This window comes from Streptomyces sp. NPDC017676 (genome assembly GCF_044329325.1).
Taxonomy (GTDB): domain Bacteria; phylum Actinomycetota; class Actinomycetes; order Streptomycetales; family Streptomycetaceae; genus Streptomyces.
In genome coordinates this window covers 476,149-493,074 of the sequence record NZ_JBIRJA010000003.1, presented here as the reverse complement: position 1 = coordinate 493,074, position 16,926 = coordinate 476,149, and the positions used below count along the sequence as shown (strand labels likewise).

Annotated in this window: 12 protein-coding genes; 2 read left to right on the top strand and 10 right to left on the bottom strand. The window is 72.6% G+C overall.

Going from position 1 to position 16,926, the window contains the following annotated elements; translation table 11 throughout:
• Window positions 1–276 precede the first annotated feature (276 nt).
• A complete protein-coding gene (mshD, locus tag ACH4LD_RS09915; protein ID WP_132785480.1) occupies window positions 277–1,203 on the bottom strand; it encodes a mycothiol synthase in 927 nt (308 codons plus the stop codon).
• Between the two features lie 175 nt (window positions 1,204–1,378).
• Here mshD and ACH4LD_RS09910 point away from each other — a divergent pair, with 175 nt between their 5' ends.
• Complete coding sequence (locus ACH4LD_RS09910; RefSeq protein ID WP_398055637.1) at window positions 1,379–3,163, top strand: bifunctional metallophosphatase/5'-nucleotidase; 1,785 nt, start codon at window positions 1,379–1,381, stop codon at window positions 3,161–3,163.
• Here the strand turns inward: ACH4LD_RS09910 and ACH4LD_RS09905 are convergent.
• The 4 genes from ACH4LD_RS09905 to ACH4LD_RS09890 form a co-directional block, all read right to left on the bottom strand.
• On the bottom strand, window positions 3,147–7,988 hold the full coding sequence (locus ACH4LD_RS09905) for a trypsin-like peptidase domain-containing protein (protein WP_398055636.1): 4,842 nt from the start codon (window positions 7,986–7,988) through the stop codon (window positions 3,147–3,149). The genes ACH4LD_RS09910 and ACH4LD_RS09905 overlap by 17 nt on opposite strands.
• A gap of 17 nt (window positions 7,989–8,005) precedes the next feature.
• A complete protein-coding gene (locus tag ACH4LD_RS09900; protein ID WP_132785477.1) occupies window positions 8,006–8,317 on the bottom strand; it encodes a trypco2 family protein in 312 nt (103 codons plus the stop codon).
• A gap of 225 nt (window positions 8,318–8,542) precedes the next feature.
• Window positions 8,543–10,600 carry a pectinesterase family protein gene (locus ACH4LD_RS09895; RefSeq protein ID WP_398055635.1) on the bottom strand — a complete coding sequence of 686 codons (2,058 nt, stop codon included), beginning with the start codon at window positions 10,598–10,600 and terminating at the stop codon, window positions 8,543–8,545.
• Between the two features lie 85 nt (window positions 10,601–10,685).
• On the bottom strand, window positions 10,686–11,552 hold the full coding sequence (locus ACH4LD_RS09890) for an NmrA/HSCARG family protein (RefSeq protein ID WP_398055634.1): 867 nt from the start codon (window positions 11,550–11,552) through the stop codon (window positions 10,686–10,688).
• A gap of 107 nt (window positions 11,553–11,659) precedes the next feature.
• On the opposite strand from ACH4LD_RS09890, the gene ACH4LD_RS09885 reads away from it, so the two are divergent.
• Window positions 11,660–12,148, top strand: a complete 489-nt coding sequence (locus ACH4LD_RS09885) for a MarR family winged helix-turn-helix transcriptional regulator (RefSeq protein ID WP_398055633.1) — start codon at window positions 11,660–11,662, stop codon at window positions 12,146–12,148.
• 7 nt (window positions 12,149–12,155) lie between these two features.
• Here the strand turns inward: ACH4LD_RS09885 and ACH4LD_RS09880 are convergent, their stop codons facing one another.
• From ACH4LD_RS09880 to ACH4LD_RS09860, 5 genes are all read right to left on the bottom strand, one after another.
• Window positions 12,156–13,610 carry a sensor histidine kinase gene (locus ACH4LD_RS09880; protein WP_398055632.1) on the bottom strand — a complete coding sequence of 485 codons (1,455 nt, stop codon included), beginning with the start codon at window positions 13,608–13,610 and terminating at the stop codon, window positions 12,156–12,158.
• A complete protein-coding gene (locus ACH4LD_RS09875; protein WP_103809650.1) occupies window positions 13,607–14,341 on the bottom strand; it encodes a response regulator transcription factor in 735 nt (244 codons plus the stop codon). Before ACH4LD_RS09875 ends, ACH4LD_RS09880 begins: the two co-directional genes overlap by 4 nt.
• Before the next feature lie 119 nt (window positions 14,342–14,460).
• A complete protein-coding gene (locus tag ACH4LD_RS09870) occupies window positions 14,461–14,685 on the bottom strand; it encodes a hypothetical protein (protein WP_103809651.1) in 225 nt (74 codons plus the stop codon).
• Window positions 14,686–14,710: 25 nt separating this feature from the next.
• Window positions 14,711–15,694: a S1C family serine protease gene (locus ACH4LD_RS09865; RefSeq protein WP_398055631.1), complete on the bottom strand. Its 984-nt coding sequence runs from the start codon at window positions 15,692–15,694 to the stop codon at window positions 14,711–14,713.
• A gap of 201 nt (window positions 15,695–15,895) precedes the next feature.
• On the bottom strand, window positions 15,896–16,918 hold the full coding sequence (locus ACH4LD_RS09860) for a LacI family DNA-binding transcriptional regulator (RefSeq protein WP_398055630.1): 1,023 nt from the start codon (window positions 16,916–16,918) through the stop codon (window positions 15,896–15,898).
• Window positions 16,919–16,926: the final 8 nt, after the last annotated feature.

Below are 16,926 nucleotides of genomic sequence, written 5' to 3'. Positions count from 1 at the left end.
GGCCGGAGGGAGGGGCCGGCGGCGGGACCAGGGTGAGCCGACGTGCAGGCCGATCACCCCCCGAGTGCGACGGGACGCACAGCGTGACCAGCCGGCGGCCGTGGAGCAGCCCGGCCGGTGCGGGAGCGGCGATCAGCGGGCCGCCCGTGGAGAAGGTGGGCAGGTCCTCCCAGGGCTCGGCGGTGTCGATCGGGCCGTGCCGCGCCGCCCGGGCCCTGCGAGGTGGTGCGCAGGAGGGGCGGCCGTCAAGACGACCGCCCCTCACCTGCGGAGATGTCAGGTCTCCGTGCGGTACATGAGGTCCGTCTCGTGGACCGTGAAGCCCAGGCGCTCGTACACCGACACCGCCGCCGTGTTGTCGGCGTCGACGTAGAGCATCGCGGTCGGCAGCTGCTGGGCGGCCAGGTGGCGCAGCCCGATCGTGGTGAGGGCCTTGCCGAGGCCACCGCCCTGTTCACCGGGCCGGACCCCGAGGACGTACACCTCGCCCAGCCCCTCCTCGGCGTGCACCTTCGTCCAGTGGAAGCCGATCAGCTCGCCGCGCCGCTCGGCGAGGAAGAACCCGGCCGGGTCGAACCACGACTCGGCCTTGCGGTCGTCCAGGTCCCGCTGGGTGAGCGAGCCCTGCTCCGGGTGGTGGGCGAAGGCGGCGGCGTTCACGGCGAGCCAGGCGGAGTCGTCCTTGCCGGGCACGAAGGCGCGCACGGTGACGCCCTCGGGCAGCGCCGGCTCGGGCAGCTCAAGATCGGTCAACGACCGGCGCATCTGGCGCAGTTCGCGGAACAGGGTCAGGCCGAGCACCTGGGCGAGGTGCCGGGCGGCGGGGTGCCCGCCGTGCGCCCACACCCGCAGCCGCTTGCCGGAGGCGGCGAGCAGGGCCGCGCCGAGCGCCCGGCCGTGACCGTGCCCGCGGTGCGCGGGGTGCACGACCAGTTCGGCGGCTGGCGCCTCCACCGGGTCGGTGTCCTCAAGCTGGGCGTAACCGACGAGTTCGCCGTCGACGGCCAGCAGCAGGTGCGAGACGCCCTCGCGGGCTCCGCCGCGCAGTTGCAGCCGGCCCTGCTCGGACACCGGCTGCTGCCCGTCGACCCGGGCGGCCTCGCCGAGCAGGCCCAGCACGGCCTCGGCCCGGTCCGGAGTGAGCGCGGAGTAGGTCTCGATGGAGCGGGCGGGGAAGCCCCGTACGGTGTCGTCGCTGCTCATGCGTATGAGGGTACGGGGCGGTCGGGGCTAATTCCCGGCACACCGGCCGCGGCGGGAGCCACGGTAAAGGCACCGGCAAAGGGAAACCAGGATGTAACCATGAACCCCCTGTCGTGCTACGCGCGTTGACTCTAGGCTGCGCCGAGCCACCACAGCCGACCCACAGGGGGGTCCCATGCCAGCCGCGCCCCGGCGCACCGGACGACGTACGTACGCCCTTCTCGCGAGCGCAGCCACTCTCGCCACGGCCGCGGCGCTGACCGCCGCGCTCCCGGCGGACGCGCACGAGAGCCACCACCGTCCGGGCCGCTACCAGGACGTCCAGCTGCTCTCCTTCAACGACCTGCACGGCAACCTGGAGCCCCCGTCCGGCTCCTCCGGCCGGGTCACCGAACTCCAGCCGGACGGCACGACGAAGACGATCGACGCGGGCGGTGTCGAGTACCTCGCGACCCACCTCCGCCAGGCCCGCACCGGCCACCCGTACTCGATCACCGCGGCCGGCGGCGACCTGGTCGGCGCCTCCCCCCTGCTGTCGGGCCTCTTCCACGACGAGCCCACCGTCGAGGCGCTGAACAAGCTGGACCTGGACGTCACCTCGGTCGGCAACCACGAGTTCGACGAGGGCGCGAGGGAGCTGGCCCGCCTCCAGAACGGCGGCTGCCACCCCACGGACGGCTGCTACACGGACCAGGAGTTCCAGGGCGCCGACTTCCCGTACCTGGCCGCGAACGTCCTGGACGACAAGACCGGCAAGCCGGTCCTGAAGCCGTACTGGGTCTGGAAGAAGAAGGACGTCAGGATCGGCTTCATCGGGGTCACGCTGGAGGGCACCCCCGGCATCGTCTCCGCCGACGGCGTCAAGGGCCTGACCTTCAAGGACGAGGCCGAGACCATCAACAAGTACGCCAAGGTGCTCCAGCGCCAGGGCGTGCAGTCGATCGTGGCCCTGATCCACGAGGGCGGCTACCCGGCCTCCGGCTCCTACAACTACGACTGTGACTCCCCGGGCGCGGGCAGCGGCATCTCCGGCCCGATCGTGGACATCGCCAAGAACGTGACCCCGGCGGTGGACGCCCTGGTCACGGGCCACACCCACCAGGCGTACGTCTGCACGATCCCGGACCCGTCGGGCCGCCCCCGCATGGTCACCTCGGCGTCCTCCTTCGGCCGCCTCTACACGGACACCACGCTGACGTACGACCGCCGCACCGGCGACATCGCGCGTACGGCCGTGAAGTCCGCGAACCACGTGGTCACCCGGGACGTCCCCAGGGCGCCGGACATGACCGACCTGATCTCGCGCTGGAACACCCTGGCCGCCCCGATCGGCAACCGCCCCATCGGCTGGATCTCCGCCGACGTGGGCAACAGCGGCACCGAGTCCCCGATGGGCGACCTCATCGCCGACGCGCAGCTCGCCCACGGCCGGGAGCTGGACCCGAGGACCAGCCTCGCGCTGATGAACCCGGGCGGGGTCCGGGCCGGCCTCACCTACGCGGCCAAGGGTGCCGAGGGCGACGGCGTGGTCACCTACGCCGAGGGCTTCACGGTCCAGCCGTTCGCCAACACCGTGAACCTCCAGGACTTCACCGGCGCCCAGCTCATCCAGGTCCTCAAGGAGCAGGTCAGCGGCGCCAACGCGGCGGCCCCGAAGATCCTCCAGCCGTCCGCCGGCCTCACCTACACCCTGGACCTCACCAAGTCCGGCGCGGACCGTGTGGTCACCGGCTCCATCCGTCTGAACGGCGCCCCGATCGACCCGTCGGCCACCTACCGGGTCGCCACCAACAGCTTCCTCGCGGGCGGCGGCGACGGCTTCCCCACGCTGGCCCAGGGCACGGGTGACCTGGTCGGCGCGGACGATCTGACGGCACTGGAGAAGTACCTGACGGCCAACTCGTCGGCCACGTCCCCGATCACGCCGCCGAAGGCGGACCGGATCACGGTCGTGCAGTAGCCCCGGCGGGACCGGTGGCACGGGCGGGGGCGGCGGGAGGCGACGCTTCGAGTGAGGCGAGCATCTCGGCCGCCTTCCGCTGTTCGTACCGGCGGGACCGCAGCAGACCGCGTCTGGTGGACGCGGTGCGCAGCGCCCGGAGTGCCGGCTCGCGATGGTCGTCGCCCAGGCCGCAGAGTTGCTCCACCGCCGTGCACATGGTCACGCTCTCGGCGAAGCGGCTCGTGACCACGCCGAGCAGCACGGCGGCGGCTCGGGTGTGGTGTTCCTTCCCGAGCAGCAGCAGGCACTCGGCCACTTCCAGGCGGCGCCCCGGCGGGCTGAGCCGGGTGAACCGTGTCAGGGTGAGGTCGTCGGCCGCCAGGGCACCGTACGAGCCCTGGAGCTCGGCCATTCTCATGACCGCGACCGAGCGGAAGGCCACGCCGGTCCAGGGGCGGCGTATGAGACCACGCAGGACCCGTACCGCGTCGGAGATGTGCGTGGGGAGCTGGCTCAGGAAGAAGGCCTTGCTCAACTGGTCCTCGGGCGCCACCCACCAGCGGCGAGCCGATCGTCTGACGCAGTCCGCCGCGATCTCGTCGTACGGCGCGCCGAGGGCGGCAAGCGTCTGGGCCGCCGCCGGACCGTGGCGCCAGCCCACCGCGACGGAGCGGAGGGCACGCACCGCTGCGTGCAGGTGCCGGTGACCGAGCCGCACCAGCAGTCTCGCGGCGAGCAGGAAGTCCTGGGTGCCCGTTCTCCGGTGTCGTACCACGGAACGCAGCAGACGCGCCGCGATGCCGGCGTAGCCCCGGTCGAGGCAGACGAGGATGTCGACGGCCCTCAAGCGCTCGCTCGTGTCGCTGTCGCGATCGGTGGCGACGCTGCGCAGCAGCTCGGTGTCGACGGGAATGTACGGCCCGTTCAGTGCGAGAAGGGCCCGGGCCGCCCTGAGCCGCCGCTCGGGCCGGGTGCCGGTGTCGGCCGCCTCCTTGTCCAGGCCGGCGGCGACCGACGTGAGAACGGGCTCTCCCATCAGCCGTAGTGTTGCCGCTGCCGTGTGCCGGCGCAGCGCGTCGGCGTCGGTGAGCATGTGACGCAGTACCGGGACGAGTTCGGCCGCGCGAGTACCGTCGGGGCCGGCCAGAACGGGACGCAATGTCTCCAAGGAGAACGAACTCTCGGTCGTGCCGGTGAGAAGCACGTGCAGATGCTCGATGTCCCCTGGCAGTTCCAGCAGACCGATGGCCAGCAGGGCACGCGCTGCCGCCGATCGCACCGTGGCCCTGCCGGCTGCCGCGGTGAATCGCTCGCGCAGCTGCTGTCCGACGTGATCCAGGTGGGGCCCGTCCAGTGTGCGCAGCACCTCTGCGGCCCGGGTCTGCGACGTCCACGGACAGTCACGATCGGCGATCACCTTGAGCAGTTCCTCAGCCGCTTCCGCGACGAAGGGTTCACCCAGGGACGCGAGATCTCCGGCCGCCTTCACCTTCCCCGCGGGCGATGACCGCCGGCTGGCGAGCGTATGACGTGCCACGCGCGCCGTTTCCTCCGTCGCAGGGCCGGTCGCGTGATCGGTCACGGGAGCCGGAGGGAGTTCTTTCAGCCGACGCAGGGCTTCGGTCGCCCGCTCCCTGAGTTCACGGCTCGGATCACCGTCGAGCAGCGAGCGCCAGGCACGCTCGGAGGACTCCGCGAACCGTCTGCCCAGTTCGGTCAGCCGTTCCGCGCATCTGACCCGCAGGCCATCCGGGATGTCCGGATCGGTGGCCATGGCGAGATACGTCTGTGCGGCCTCCGCCGTGAACGGACCGCCGAGCCCGGCCAGCTGTTCGATGGCGTCGTAACGCTCGAACGTCTGGGTGACCGTGCCGGCGATGAAGTCCCTCAGCGCACGCGCTGCCCGCTCCGCGTACCCGGGACCCAGCCCGGCAAGGGTCTGGGTGGCCTCCCGTCGGGCGAAGGCCTGGGACAGCGGGTCTGTGATGACCGCTTCGAGCGGCTCCGCGATCAAGGGATGATAGGGCTCCCCCAGCTCGATCAGGGTCTGTACCGACCTCTCCCGCCGGTACCGGCTGGTGTGGGGATCGGCGGTCAGCCGGGCGAGCCTCCGGGCAACCTGATCGGAATGGCTTTCGCCCATGTCCAGCAGGTGGCGCACGACATTGTCGAAGCCCAGGGCGTCCGGCGCCGCCGCCCCGTCCAGGAGGTTCACCAGTTCCCGGACTCCCTCGTGCGCGTACGCGTCACCCAGCCGCGCGAGGCAGTTCGCCGTCTCGGCCCTGTCCCAGAGGTCGGCGCGGGGATGTGCCAGCACGGCGCGCAGCACGTCCGCCGCCGTGGAGGTGTACGCCGGGTCTGTCTCGGCCAGCGCCCGGGCGGCGCCGGCCAGCATGAGCGGCTCGGCGTCCGTACGGCGCACGTACTCCGTCAGGGCTCGGGCCGCGCTCCCCGCATCGTGACCCATGAGGGCCAGCACTGCCTCGGCCCGCCATGGGCCTTCCCCGTGCGCGGTGTCGGCCAGGAAAGCCCGCACCTGCGGATCGCGCATCCGCGCCAGCAGGTCCCACACCTTCCCCTCGGAAGCGAGGCCCGGCTCCCGGCGCACCGCCTCCACGAAGCGCCGGTGGTGCGCCCCCTCCGCCGGACACCGCGCGGCGAGCAGCTCGGCGGCCAGCATCTGGTCGGTCAGCGTGCCCTGTTGCAGCCAGTCGAGCAGCGCCCGGCCTCCCTGCCGGTGGCGGTGGCAGTAGTGGACCAGGGCGGTCCGGTACAGGTCGGTCAGCGGGTGCTCGGTCCGGCCGGACGCCGTGATGACCGCGGTGCGCCAGGCCCGCACCTCAAGATCGAAGGAGTCCGGCAAACCGTCCGCGAGCAGCTCCGCCGCCATGTGCTCGGCGAACGTCGTGTGCAGGAAGGCGAGGTCCCGTCCCTGCCGTACGAACAGCCCGGTGCTCAGCAGGGCTTCCGTGATGACGTCCGCCCAGCCGTCCACCGGGGCGACGGCGCCGAAGCGGTGTCCTTCGTCGTCGCCGGCCGTCTCCTCCCACCAGCGGTGTGCCGCGCCCGGCAGGTCGCGCACGTCCTCGGTGAGCTGGGCGTGGGCGAGGTGGCCGAGCAACTCGTCGAGCCGGTTCCGCAGTGCCGCCACGGCGCTCCGCGCCCGCGCGCCGGCGCAGCCGTCCGCCAGCTCCCGCCACATCCGCTCCGCCTGCTTCCGCTTGGTGGCGCGCAGATGCAGCCGGTACTCCTCGTACAGGCCCCAGCGGTTGTCGGGCAGGGGCCGGTGGGGCGCGTTCTCGAAGACGACCGCCGTGACGGTCGCCAGCAGCGGGTTGCGCAGCAGGTCGGCGAGTCCGCTGTCGTCGATCTGCCGCAGGAAGTCGGCGGCGAGGGTGTTCGTTCCGGTGTCCCGGAACCAGGACCGGGCGAACTCCTCCAGACCCTGCCGGTCGAAGGGGGCGAGCAGGTAGCGCTGGAAACCGGCCCCGGCCAGCTCCGCCGTGGCCTCCGGGTCGGGGCGTGTGGTGACCAGCAGACGCAGGGGGCCGGCGCTCTGGGCGGCGTGGTCGGCGAGCCGGTGGATGAGGCGGTCGCGCCGGTCGTGGTGGACCTCGTCGAGGGCGTCGACCAGGACGAGCCAGCGTGTGCCGGCGGGGAGCCGGGGCAGCGTCCCGGTGCCGGTGTCGAGGCCGGTCGCGGCCGCCACCGCCGCCTCCAGGGAATGCGCGGGGTCGGCGAGCTCGGCGGCCGTGACCCACAGGGGCACCAGGCAGCCCTGGCCGCCGCTCGCCGCGAGGGCGGCGTGGCCGTACTCCAGGGCACACCTGTGCAGCAGCGTGGACTTGCCCGCGCCCGGACCGGCCTCCACCAGGACGTGGCCGCTCTCGTCGCCGAGGATGTCGGCGAGCCGGCGCGGCGGGCCCGCGCTCTGTGTCACCCGTCCCGCGTGCTCGGCGCCCTCCGGTCTGCCGCCGGGTCCCTCGGGGCCGTTCTCCCAGGCGCTGAGCACCTGCCGGACGTACACCGCGGTGAGCCGTCGCGGGCGGCGGTCCTGGCGGAAGCGGTGGGGGAGCTCGTCGGCCTCGGCCCGTTGCCGGGCGAGCACGGTCCGCACCGGGTGCGGCAGCCAGTGCGGGGTGCCGGAGGCGGGCGGGTGGACGGGGACCGGGGTGGCGTCGACACCGTGTGCGGCCAGGACGGAGAGGAACCCGGGGTCGTCCAGGCCGGTGAGGTCGGTGGCGGTGGTGGTGCGGCGGTCGCCGGAGGGGCGGTGGCTGGTGACGATGCCCGCCAGCAGGCCCTCCGCCTTGGTGAGGACGCCCGCGCCCGAGAACCCGGACCACGGGGAGCGGCCCGGTGCCGCCGGGGGCGGGTCGCTGCTGAGGACGGAGAGCTGGAGCTGGTGGCCGGTGCGGTCGGAGCCGAGCTGGACGGTGGCGTCGATCTGGTGGCTGCGGGGCCGGGAGTCCTCCACGGCGAACCGGGGGAACCCGACGGCGTGGACGTCCGTCTGGCCGATGGTGTGCGGCAGTTCGGCGAAGCGCAGGGGCGGGCCGAGCGGCTGCGGGGCGGCCCCGTCCGGATCGAGGACGAGGAGGGCGAGGTCGCGGCCGGCGTGGGGGACGACACGGGACACCCGCAGTGGCTTTCCCGCGCCGGCCGACGGGCGCACCTCGTAGCGGACGCGGCCGGGGACGCCGTCGGTGGTGTCCCGTACCGCGTGCGCGGCGGTCAGGGCCAGGTCGTCGGCGAGCAGCACCCCCGATGCCACGAAGAACGGGCCGGCGGCGTCACCGGTCTCCCGGCCGACGACCTGTATGACGCGGTCGAGGTGGTTCATGGGTCACCTCGGCCCGGTCAGCCGTCCGTCAGGCGCACTCGCTCGGTGGGGTCGGCGCCGGTGAGCACCCGGTTGCCGTCGGCCGTCTCGGCCTTCAGCCGGAGGGAGACCGTGTGGGTGACGGCCGTCGTGCCGGTCGCCTTGCCGTTCGCCGACACGACCCAGAACTTCACTCCGCCGCCGGCCTCCAGGCTGTCGGTGACGGCCACCTGGAGATTCAGGTCGACCGACTCGACGTGGAGCCGCACCGCGTGCCCTTCGGCCTCGTGCGTGGCCTGGGCCAGCTCGTCGCGCAGCGCCTTGAGGGCGTCCGCGAGCCCGATCTCCACCGTTGCCTCCCCCGACGGTCCGTCTGACGTGCCGTCATCGTAGCGGTGGGCGATTCCCCGCCGGAAGCGAACGGCGCGTACGGGGCCGCCGTTGCCGGTGGTCGCCCCGGCGGCCCCGCCCCGACCGTTGTCCACCGCTGTGGAAAGGAGCCGCCGGTGCCGCTGGGCGACTCCTTTCGTCGGCCGGGGCGGACCCGTCCGGCGGTCGGGGCGATCCCGTCCGGCTCAGGACGTGGTCGGCCCCCAGCCCCCCAGCCAGTCGGCGATCTCCTGGTCGGCGGCCTGGGTGTCGGTCAGCTGGGGCCGGTCGGTGCTCGCCGGGCCCGCGCCGGCGCCGGTGTTGCGGTACTCGGCGAAGCGGTCGTCCTTCCAGGAGAAGCCGCTCATGTCGGTCCAGGGGGCGGACTTGATCGCGGCGCTCAGGGTGGTGTCCCGGACGGTGGTCTGCGGGTCGAGGGTGGCGTCGCCGCCGGCGTGCCAGGGCCGGCCGAGGTGGAAGGAGCGGTCGGAGACGCTGCCGGTGACGGCCGAGTCGGTGATCAGGATGCCCTTGCGGCCGGCCGCGGTGCTGGGGGCCGTGACATAGCCGGCGGAGCTGCCGTCCCAGCGCTTCTTCAGGGTGATGACCGACCTGTCGAGCACGGCGGTGGCCCACCCGAAGATGAAGTCGACGTTGCCGGTGATGTAGGAGTCGGTCATGTAGACCCGGCCGAGCTTGTCCTTGGCGGCGGTGTCGAGGAGCAGCGTGTCCTGGTCCCCGCTGACGATGACCCCGTCCAGGAACACCTTGTCGGCGGCGGTGCGCAGGGCGACGGCCTGCTGGGCGATGTCCTGGTGGGCGCCCTCGTCGAAGTCGTTGGAGATGCTGAGGTTGCGGGCCTGGAAGTCGTCGGCCTCCACGGCGACGGTGGCGCTGCCGCCGGTGCCGTACGTCCCCGATCCGTCGGGCTTCCTCGTGCCGGCCGCGTTGCCGTAGACGATCACCGTGTCCTTGCGGCTGGATCCCGTGCCCTGGATGGTGATGTGCGGCTTGTTCGCCGGGACCTTGACGGTCTCCCGGTACGTGCCCGGCCGCACGGCGATGACGACCCGGGACGGGTTGTTCGCGGGGACGGCGTTCACGGCGGCCTGCACGGTCGTGTACTGCCCGGAGCCGTCCTTGGCCACGGTGAGGGTGGTGGCGGCGGCCTTGGCGGCACCGACCGTCGTGCCGAGCGAACTGCGCGGACCCGCGCCGGACTTCACGACCGACGGGACGTCGGCGGTCTTGTCGAGGGTGTAGCCGTAGTAGCTCCTCGGGTCCCACGCGGCGCCCGGACCGCCGCTCTCGTTGCGGCCGCTGGTGCCGGAGAAGACGTTGCCGCGCTGGACGAGGGTGGCGGTGCTGTCCCTGATCACCGGGTTGTCCAGGCCCTGGAAGGAGGAGTTCTCCAGCAGCATGTTGGTTCTGCCGCGCGCGTAGTTGCCGTACGAGGACGTGATCGCGGTCCCCGGCTCGTCCTGGAGGTAGTTGTTGTACAGGTGCGCGTGGGCGACGTTGTCCGTGGACGGGTTGCGCTGCTCGGTCTCGCGGATCCAGTTGTGGTGGATCGTGATGTCGGCGGTGGTGTTCTCGGTCCAGCCGATGCCGAACGCCTTGTTGTCCTGGCCGAGCCGGTTCCAGGAGACCGTCAGGTACGTGGTGTCCTTGCGGCTGTCGATGAGCCCGTCGGCCATGTGCCGGATGTCGTTGTGGTCGATCCAGACGTGGTGGACGCCGTCCATCTGGATGCCGTCGTAGTCGTGCTCCTTGTCGTTCCAGACTCCCTGGTACGCGTCCCGGATGGTCAGGTTCCGGATGATCACGTTGTGGACGCCCTGGCCGAGGAAGAAGCCGCCGCCGACGATCTGCCCCGAGGTCCCGGAGCCGATGATGGTCTTGTCCGACCGGACCTTGATCTCCCTGCCGACCGGGTCCATCGTGATCGCCGCCGCGACGACGATGATGTACGGCTTCTCGGCGGTGGCGTACTTCTCCAGGTCGGCGAGCGTCTTCACGGTGACGGTCTCCCCGCCCCGGCCGCCGTACGTGCCGTTCTGCCCGAGCGCGTCGACCGAGGCGAACCCGTCGGCGGTGGCGGTGGCCCAGGCCGGGACGTCGGCGGTGGCGGCGGAGGCCCGCGGCTGGGCACCGGGGGCGAGGAGGCCGTAGCCGAGGGCGGCGGCGAGCGCGAGCGGCAGCCCGAGGGCCGGCGCCGTACGGCTCCTGCGGTGGCGGGCGCTCCGGGGGATGTGGGGGCTCATGGACGACTCCAGTCGGTTGTCCGGGTGGGGTGGTGCCGCACCGCAGTCGCCATGGAGCGGGAGAAGGTTGCCGGACCTGCTTGCGCTAACGGTCCAGCAGCGCCGCCCAGTTCTGCTCGCCCGCCCAGTCCGCGAAGGTGTGCCAGGCGATCCCGGGGTGGGCGTGGCGCAGGCCGGCGACGTCGACGTCGAGGCCCGTGCCGGTGAAGTAGGCGAACATCGCCGCCAGGTCGGGGGAGTGGGTGCGGACCTGGGTGAGGGGCGGCTGTGCGTGGGTGACCGGGCGGGACAGGGCGGTGCTGAGGGTGGCCGCGATCTGCGCGGGGGTGCACGTGTCGGAGGCGATGTCGACGCGCAGGCCCGCGAAGTCGTCCCGGCGCTGGAGGGCCAGCGCGGCGAACGCGCCGATGTCGGTGGCCGGGATGAGCGTCAGCGGACGGTCGGCCGGCATGGGCCAGGCGAAGACGCCGGTGCGCAGCCCGTCGAGGGTCCAGCCGCTCGCGTAGTTGTCCATGAACGCGGCCGGGGCGATCACCGTCCAGGGCAGACCGGAGGCGCGCAGGTGCTGTTCGACCGCCCACTTGCTCTCGAAGTGCGGGACGCCGGTGCCGCGGTCGGCGTGGGCGGCGGAGGTGAGGACCACATGGCCGAGGCGGGCCCCGGCCGCCGCGTCCACGAGGGCCGTGCCCTGCCGGATCTCCGTGCGGGTGTCGGTGCCGAACGGGGTGGTCACCGCGAAGAGCGCGTCGGCGCCGGCGAGGGCGGCGGCGAGCGGGCCGGGGTCGTCGAAGTCGGCGTGGCGGACCTCGGCGCCCAGGCCGCGCAGCGCCTCGGCGGCGGGTGAGCCGGGCCGGCGGGTCAGCGCGCGGACGTGGTGGCCGGCGTTCAGCAGGGCGCGGGCGGTGGCCCCGCCCTGGGCCCCGGTGGCGCCGGTGACGGCGATGGTGAGCATGGGTGTCCCCCTGGTCGGTACGATTACTGTGTGGCGCATTTGCTGCGCCGCGCAGCAGATTAGAGGAACGGTTACTGCGCCGCGCAGTAATTTCGTGAGGAGAGCCAGTGACCGACGAGACAGACCCCGACCGGGCCCGCCTGTACGAGGACCTGGCCCTGGAGTCCCGGCGCTACCTGGCCGCCTACGTGCTGTTCAACCAGGCCGTCGCCGACCACCTCGGCCTGCACCCGACCGACGTGCAGTGCCTGAGCCTGCTGACCGCCGAGCCCGAACCGCTCACCGTCCGGCAGATCGCCGACCGCACCGGTCTCACCACCGGCTCGGCCACCCGTCTGGTGGACCGGCTGGAGCGCGGCGGCTACGTCACCCGCACCCCCGACCGGCAGGACCGCCGCCGGGTGCTGGTCACCCCCGTCCCGGAGCGCCTCGCCCGTGTCACCGCGCTGTGGGACGACCTCGGCCGGACCTGGCAGACCCTCCTGGACGACCACAGCGAGGACGAGCTGCGGGCGATCACCCGGCACCTGCGCCGGGCCCACGACCTCAGCCACACCCAGATCGAGCGCCTGCGCGCCATGCCCCGGCCGGACTGAGCGCGGGTCAGACGGCCGGTGTCTCCGGTGGCGGGGTCGGCGCCCCCGGCAGCCGGACCGTCGCCACCGTGCCACCGCCCTCGGCGGGGGCCAGGGAGACCTCGCCGCCCGCCTGCTTCACCGTACGGGCGACGATGGACAGCCCGAGGCCCGAGCCCGGCAGCGCACGGGCGCTGGGGGAGCGCCAGAACCGGTCGAAGACGTGCGGGAGTTCGTCCTCGGCGATGCCGGGACCGTGATCGCGGACCGTCAGCACACCCTCGCTGAGCCGCACCTCGACCGTGCCGCCCTCGGGGCTGAACTTCACCGCGTTGTCCAGGACGTTGACGATCGCCCGCTCCAGCGCGGACGGCTCCGCCCGGACGAACCAGGGCTCCAGGTCCGCCGTGATCGACAGCTCGGGGCCGCGCAGCCGGGCCCGGCGCAGCGCCGCCTCGACGGTGTCCTGGAGGGCGACCACCTGCACGCGCTCGCCGTGCTGCCCCTCCGAGCGGGACAGCTCCTGGAGGTCGCCGATCAGCGCGGCCAGTTCCGTCACCTGCGCCTTGACCGAGGCGAGCAGCGCCTTGCGGTCCTCCGGCGGGAGCGGTCGGCCCGTCTCCTCGCTGCGGGTGAGCAGTTCGATGTTCGTCCGGAGCGACGTCAGGGGCGTGCGCAGTTCATGGCCGGCGTCCGCGATGAGCTGCTGCTGGAGGTCGCGGGAGCTGGCCAGCGAGGCGGTCATCGAGTTGAACGACCTCGACAGCCGGGCCACCTCGTCCTCGCTGACGTCCTCCACGGGGATGCGGATGGTCAGGTCCTCCGTCCGGGCCACGTGCTCCACGGCCTCGGTGAGCTTGTCGACGGGGCGCAGCCCGGCCCGCGCGACGGCGAGACCGGCCGCACCGGCGCCGACGACACCGACGGCGGAGACGAGCAGGAGGACCAGGGCGAGGTCGTTGAGGGTCTTCTGTGTGCTCTTGAGGGGTACGGCGATGAGCACGCCGACGTTGGGGCCGGGCCCGCCGCTCGCGGTCGCCGTGGGGCTGATGGGCTTGGTGAGCACCCGCAGCTCGTTGCCCTCGTCGTCGCTCCCGTTGCGGAAGTACAGGATGCTGGGGTCTAGGTTCTTGATCTCGGTCTTGTCGGCCTGCGTGACCTTGATCTTGCCCGAGGCGGCCCCGAACAGACAGACCTTGCCGTCCTCCGTGACGAGCTGGGAGTACCGGTCGCGCAGCAGGAAGCTGTTGGCCTGCGGGGTGTCGGTGCAGTTGTCGAGGGTGAACTGCAACTGGTCCGTCTGCGTCGTGTTCCGCAGGGACTTCTGCAGGTCCTCGTCGAGCTGGTCGTACAGCTTCCGCTCGACGAGGAACCAGCAGGTCACCGAGACCGCCGCCACCGCGAACGCCACCGCCGCCGCGACCAGCATCGCCAGTCGCGCCCGCAGCGGCAGCGCCCGGTACCGGCGCGCGAGCTGCCTCACTCGGCGCCGCCCTGCCGCAGGACGTAGCCCACCCCGCGCACGGTGTGCACCAGGCGCGGCTCGCCGCCGGCCTCGGTCTTGCGGCGCAGGTACATGACGTAGACGTCGAGCGAGTTGGACGAGGGCTCGAAGTCGAAGCCCCACACCGCCTTCAGGATCTGCTCACGGGTGAGCACCTGACGCGGATGTGCCATGAACATCTCCAGCAGGGTGAACTCCGTGCGGGTCAGCTCGACCGGCCGGCCGCCGCGCGTGACCTCCCGGGTCGCGAGGTCCATGCGCAGGTCGGCGAAGGTGAGGGCCTCGTCCGCCTGGGCCTCGGCGGACACCGCCGCCGCGTAGGAGCTGCGGCGCAGCAGGGCGCGGATGCGGGCGAAGAGCTCGTCCAGCTCGAACGGCTTGACCAGGTAGTCGTCGGCGCCCGCGTCCAGGCCGGTGACCCGGTCACCGACCGTGTCGCGGGCGGTGAGCATCAGGATCGGGGTGGTGTCCCCCGCACCCCGGATGCGGCGGGCCGCGGTCAGCCCGTCCATGCGCGGCATCTGGATGTCCAGCACGACCAGGTCCGGCTGGTAGGCCGTGGCCTTCTCCAGGGCGTCCGCGCCGTCGACGGCGACCTCGGTGTCGTACCCCTCGAAGGCGAGGCTGCGCTGGAGGGCCTCGCGTACGGCCGGCTCGTCGTCGACGATCAGGATGCGCTGGGGGTCACGGTCGCCTTCGGCGGGACTCATCGCTCGCGTTTCCTCGGGGTGCGGGGTGGTCGGGGTCTTCCGGCCGGGACGGTGATCTCCCGGCCGGGGTCGGTGCCTCTCAGCGTCCCATGTCCGGGGGCCGGGGACACGCGCGCCGGTCAGACCCGGACCGTGTTCAGGCGGTGCAGCGGGACCTTGCGGCGGTGCGGACGGGCGGCGGAGGTGCGCAGGCCCATCAGCTGGGGGACCGGCGTCACGGGCGCGGCCACCTCGGGGGCCCGGGGCGCCGGGACGGGCACGTGCAGCTCGGACGCGATGGACAGGGCCAGGGTGAGGCCGGCCGGACCACGCTCACTGAACCGGTGGGGGACGTGCTTGATCATGACCTGCTCCTTGCACTTGATGTTGCTAGCTGTCGGAGCCCGCCCGCAGCTTGGCCAGGTCGGACTTCACCGTGTCGACGGGGATGGCGAAGCCGAGGCCGATGCTGCCCGCGTCCGAGGACGAGGACGAGGCGGAGGAGTACATCGCGGAGTTGATGCCTATGACGCGACCGCTCGCGTCGATCAGCGCGCCGCCGGAGTTGCCGGGGTTGATGGGCGCGTCGGTCTGGATGGCCTTGTAGGTGGTGGTGGAGGAGCCTGTGTCGCCGTTGAACTCACGGCCGCCGAACTCGAAGGGCCATTGGCCCTCGCCGTCCTGGCCCTGCCCCTGGTTCTCGTCGGTGGGGACGGTGACGTCCCGGTTCAGGGCGGAGACGATGCCGCTGGTGACCGTGCCGGTCAGGCCCTCGGGGGAGCCGATCGCGACGACCGTGTCGCCGACCTGGACGCCGCTGGAGTTGCCGAGCGCGGCCGGCTTCAGACCGGAGGCGCCCTGCAGCTTGATCAGCGCGAGGTCCTTGGAGCTGTCGGTGCCGACGACCTCGGCGGTGTAGCTCTTGCCGTCGCTGGTGCGCACCTTGACCGAGGTGGCGCCGGAGACGACGTGGTTGTTGGTGACGATCTCGCCCTTGGACGTGATGATCACGCCGGAGCCGGTGGCGGAGCCGTCCGGGAGCGTCGCCTTGATCTCGACCACGCTCGGGCTGACAGCCGCGGCGATGGCGGCCACGTCACCCTTCTTGCTCGACGGCACCACGGGGGTGGTGCTGCCGGCGGTGGCGACCGTGTCCTTGCCGGTCAGCTCCTGGAAGGCGTACGCGGTACCGCCGCCGACCGCCGCCGCGACGATCGCGACCGCCGCGAGCAGGCCCATCGGCCCGCGGGTGCGCTTCTTCCTGGGCTCGGGGGCCGCGACCGCCGGCTGGTACGGCGGCGGGGGCGGCCACTCGGGGTTCACAGGAGCGGAGTAGGAGTGCGGCTGCTCGTAGGTGCCCTGGCTCTCGGTCATGACAGAAGAGTCCCCCGTGACCATGAGAGCTTCCTGAGTGCCGCCTGAGAAGCCCGGCAGAAGCTCGTTTGACCGATATGAAGGGGCTCGGGGGACGCGCCCCCGAAGGGGCGCGGGGAACCGCGCGACCGGCCATCGACGAGCCGTGAGACGCACGACGGCGGGGCTGGACGGCCGAGCCGGACGGTGGGGCCCGCGCGGCTACAGGCAGCCGCAGCTCGTGCGCACCACCAGGCGCGACGGGAACGTCTTCAGCCGCTCGCGCCGGGACCCGGCGATCCGCAGCCCGTCGTCCAGCACCAGGTCGACCGCCGCCCGCGCCATCGCCGAGCGGTCGGAGGCGACCGTGGTCAGCGGCGGGTCGGCGAGCGCGGCCTCCTTGATGTCGTCGAAGCCGGCCACCGCGAGCTGCCCGGGTACGTCGATGCGCAGCTCGCGCGCGGCCCGCAGCAGGCCGATGGCCTGGTCGTCGGTGGAGCAGAAGACCGCGGGCGGCCGGTGGGGGCCGGACAGGACGTCCAGGGCCACCCGGTAGGCGTCGTAGCGGTTGTACGGCGCCTCGAACAGCCGGCCCTCGGTGGCGAGGCCCGCCTCGGCCATGGCCCGCTTCCAGCCCTCGACGTGGTCGGAGACCGGGTCGCCGACGGCCGGCGTCTGCGCGGTGCCGCCCATACAGGCGACGTAGTCGTAGCCGTGCTCCAGCAGGTGGCGCACGGCGAGCTGGGCGCCGCCCAGGTCGTCCGTCACCACGGCCACGTCGTCGATGGCCTCCGGACGCTCGTGCAGCAGCACCACCCGGGCGTCCCAGGCGTCGATCTCGGCGGCGGCCAGGTCGTTCAGGGCGTGCGAGACGAGGATCAGTCCCGAGACGCGCATGCCGAGGAAGGCGCGCAGATAGTGGACCTCGCGCTCACCGATGTAGTCGGTGTTGCCGACCAGGACCATCTTCCCGCGCTCCGAGGCGGCCTGCTCGACCGCGTGCGCCATCTCGCCGAAGAAGGGCTGGCGGGCGTCGGGGATGATGAGGCCTATGAGGTCGGTGCGCCGGGAGGCCATCGCCTGGGCGACCCGGTCGGGCCGGTACCCCAGTTCCTTGATCGCGGCGAGGACACGCTCGCGCGTCGCCGGGGCGACCGGCCGGGGTCCGTTGTTGATGACATAACTGACGACGGCCGTGGAGGTTCCAGCCAGCCGTGCCACGTCATCCCGAGTCACCTTCGCCACGGGCGGAG

What these genes read in the sequence shown, in the direction of transcription:
- ACH4LD_RS09890 (WP_398055634.1), bottom strand. Translation starts at nt 11,552, where the DNA reads ATGCTCACCATCGCCGTCACCGGCGCCACCGGGGCCCAGGGCGGGGCC.
- ACH4LD_RS09875 (WP_103809650.1), bottom strand. Translation starts at nt 14,341, where the DNA reads ATGAGTCCCGCCGAAGGCGACCGTGACCCCCAGCGCATCCTGATCGTC.
- ACH4LD_RS09895 (WP_398055635.1), bottom strand. Translation starts at nt 10,600, where the DNA reads ATGAGCCCCCACATCCCCCGGAGCGCCCGCCACCGCAGGAGCCGTACG.
- ACH4LD_RS09905 (WP_398055636.1), bottom strand. Translation starts at nt 7,988, where the DNA reads ATGAACCACCTCGACCGCGTCATACAGGTCGTCGGCCGGGAGACCGGT.
- ACH4LD_RS09865 (WP_398055631.1), bottom strand. Translation starts at nt 15,694, where the DNA reads ATGACCGAGAGCCAGGGCACCTACGAGCAGCCGCACTCCTACTCCGCT.
- mshD (WP_132785480.1), bottom strand. Translation starts at nt 1,203, where the DNA reads ATGAGCAGCGACGACACCGTACGGGGCTTCCCCGCCCGCTCCATCGAG.
- ACH4LD_RS09910 (WP_398055637.1), top strand. Translation starts at nt 1,379, where the DNA reads ATGCCAGCCGCGCCCCGGCGCACCGGACGACGTACGTACGCCCTTCTC.
- ACH4LD_RS09870 (WP_103809651.1), bottom strand. Translation starts at nt 14,685, where the DNA reads ATGATCAAGCACGTCCCCCACCGGTTCAGTGAGCGTGGTCCGGCCGGC.